The sequence below is a fragment of the Lentzea albidocapillata subsp. violacea genome (genome assembly GCF_900100275.1).
GTDB lineage: Bacteria > Actinomycetota > Actinomycetes > Mycobacteriales > Pseudonocardiaceae > Lentzea > Lentzea violacea.
Genome location: NZ_FNET01000055.1, coordinates 1 through 1,312, shown reverse-complemented (window position 1 = coordinate 1,312; position 1,312 = coordinate 1). Strand labels below are relative to the sequence as shown.

Below are 1,312 nucleotides of genomic sequence, written 5' to 3'. Positions count from 1 at the left end.
TCGCTCGTCGCGGGCGGCTGCGTGATCTCGCCTCCGTCGTCCATCCCTACCCGGCCTGGTCCGACGGTGTGTGGAACGCCGCCGTCGCCGAGGCGGGCGACGCGCTCCGGACACCCGTCACGCGTCGTGTCACCGATGCCCTGCTGCGCCTGCGCCGAACCTGGTGACGCGTCCCGCCGGCGCACGTGACCTGCGGATTCTGTGGTGAACTCCAGGATTCGGCAGGCTGTTGGGCGTGCGGGCGGTCTCGCTGACCGCGGAAGCGATCACCCGACACTGGTCTGCGCGCGGGTGGATCATCACCCTGTTCGCTCTTGCCGCCGTGGTGCAGGTGGCGCTAGGGCTGCCCTACCGCATGGCGCCGTTGCTGATGGCCGCCGTGCTCCTGGGCGCGAGGCCGGGTGTTCTCCTTCTACGACGCTCTGTTCAACGCGACCTTCGTTGCCGCAGCCGGGATCGCGGCGTTTGCCCTCCCCGACACCGGCAAGTCCTACCCGGTGCCGGCCGTCATCGCCGTCGGTTACGCGCTCGCGGCGGGGCTACGCCGTGGCCAGCCGCCCGTCGCGGTAACGGTTCACGGTACAGAGAGCAATCGCCCGTCTGTGTCCACAATGGCCAGACCTGACATACCTGCTGGCCGCCGTGGGCACCTACCTGCTGCTGCGTATGCGACCTGCTCGGCGAAGGACGGCACGCAGGGCGAGCACTGCCTGCATCGCCGCGGCTGGCCGGACGAGGACCGGGCGCGGCGCGTCCACCATCCGGCCGCGCCCGACGCTGGTGGTGGTGACCGCGATGACGGGAACCACCCAGGCCAGCAGCGCGGCGGCACGTATGCGGTGGCTGGGCTCGTGGTGCAGGGCGAACCAGGCCCAGAACGCCGCGTCGGCCAGCGAGTCCGCAGCTGCCCCGTACGGGGATTGGGTGCCGAGCCCGCGGGCGAGCCGTCCGTCGGCAAGATCGCTGGCGAGCGCGACGACCGGCACTGCCCATCCGGTGGTGAGGGTGGGAAGGTTGGCGCGGGTCAGGGTGATGACGTTGGCCAGGCCGAGGGACCGGTGGTGTTCGAGCATACCCAGGTGCGTGACGGCCAGCATCCAGCTCAGCACTGTCCACACAGGACGCTTGTGGCGACCGGCTGCGGCGAAAACGAGGTGCAGCACGGTGATCTCGGCGAGTGCTCGCGGCCTCAGCCGGGCTTGGTGAACTGAGCGGCGCGTGGTGTGGAGCAGGAAACGCCTCCACGCCCGTGGCCGCCATCGCCCCTCGCGCAACCCGGCCAGGAGTTCGTTGGTCGCCGCGCGGCTGTCCG

The 1,312-nt window shown here is 70.9% G+C and carries 1 protein-coding gene; it reads right to left on the bottom strand.

Annotation, left to right across the window (positions count from 1 at the left end):
• Window positions 1-650: 650 nt before the first annotated feature.
• A partial coding sequence (locus tag BLR21_RS41480) for a CDP-alcohol phosphatidyltransferase family protein (protein ID WP_143028152.1) occupies window positions 651-1,312 on the bottom strand: 662 nt, incomplete at its 5' end.